We start from the raw sequence: 1,348 nt of genomic DNA on the forward strand, positions 1-1,348 counted from the left end.
ATCAAAGTGTTTGACAATGATAAAAGGATGAGCCCAAACTGTCCAAAGCAGCAAATTAAGAAGGTGAAGATATGCTAGACAGATGGCAGTTAATTAACAGAGATTCTGGAAGAATTAGATGAGCCCTCTCCTGAAGAGATTTCAGATCAATACACACTAACGAAACCTCAAAATCACTCCACAGGAAATCATAAAAAAAGAAGAGTTAATGAATAAAGCTCTTTTTAGGTTAAATGCAAAAGCTGAATCAGAAAAAGTTTACAACTTTTTGATTCAGCTTTTTTGTCGATTATGAGTGTACCCAAAATAGACACACATAAGACGTTGTCTTTTCGCTTTTTTTAATGTAGATTATAAGTGTCTATTAAATGCGCTGAGAAAAGGAGTGAAAAAGGTGAAAGTAGGCTATGCACGTGTATCCACCACCGACCAAAACTTAGACCGACAGATGGAAGCCTTGGAAAGAGCAGGGGCGGAAAAAATTTTCCAAGAAAAAATGTCCGGAAAAAGCATGACCGAACGACTAGAGCTACAAAAGGCTCTTCAATTTCTGCGGGAGAAGGATACTCTGATTGTAGAATCGTTGGATCGGTTAGGACGAAACTACGATGATATTGTCCAAATGGTTCAGAAGTTGGATCAAAAGGAAATAGGACTCATTGTTTTAAACTTACCTATTTTGAACCAAGAGATTGGGGATCCAAATCTCCAAAAGTTGATCCGAAACATGATTGTACAGCTCTTGTCCTGGACGGCTCAAAATGAACGTGAAGAAATCAAGCGTAAGCAACGACAAGGAATCGAAATAGCTAAACGGAAAGGCCACTATAAAGGCCGGCCGGTGAAGTATTCAGCCAATGCAAAGAATCCAAAAGATCGCATGACGTATCAGGTAATCGTGAATAAGTTGACGCAAGAGGAACCAATTAAACAGATTGCGGAAGACACGGGGGTAACAAGGGATACAGTTTACCGGATCAAGAAGGAATTGACTGATACAACAGCTCCTTCCCCCTTTGTATAGTGTGAGAGTAATTTGAAAAAAACATCGTAAATTAGTAAACAAACAAATTAATAAACAAGTAAATTAGTAAACAAATATACAAAAAGAGGAAATTATGACAAACGACCAAGCACAAGGCTATGTTTTATTAGCTTGCAAAGAGTTAGGCATCAGTAGAGAACAAGCCGAGCAACTAATTTACGCCATGGAAAGTCAATTTGATTATTATGCAGAACAAGAAGCGAGAGAAAAAGTCTTCGACTGGCTTTATGATCGAGAAAAATAAAAAAACATATTATGGAAATGTTGTTTATGAATCTCAACCCGAAAACTGAACACTCAAAA

Annotated in this window: 2 protein-coding genes; both read left to right on the plus strand. The window is 37.5% G+C overall.

Going from position 1 to position 1,348, the window contains the following annotated elements; translation table 11 throughout:
- Positions 1-394 precede the first annotated feature (394 nt).
- On the plus strand, positions 395-1,024 hold the full coding sequence (locus EF384_RS09540; protein ID WP_071130047.1) for a recombinase family protein: 630 nt from the start codon (positions 395-397) through the stop codon (positions 1,022-1,024).
- Positions 1,025-1,118: 94 nt separating this feature from the next.
- A complete protein-coding gene (locus EF384_RS09775) occupies positions 1,119-1,289 on the plus strand; it encodes a hypothetical protein (RefSeq protein ID WP_199729747.1) in 171 nt (56 codons plus the stop codon).
- Positions 1,290-1,348: the final 59 nt, after the last annotated feature.

Source organism: Aerococcus agrisoli (genome assembly GCF_003797145.1).
In the GTDB taxonomy this organism is placed as follows: Bacteria; Bacillota; Bacilli; order Lactobacillales; family Aerococcaceae; genus Aerococcus; species Aerococcus agrisoli.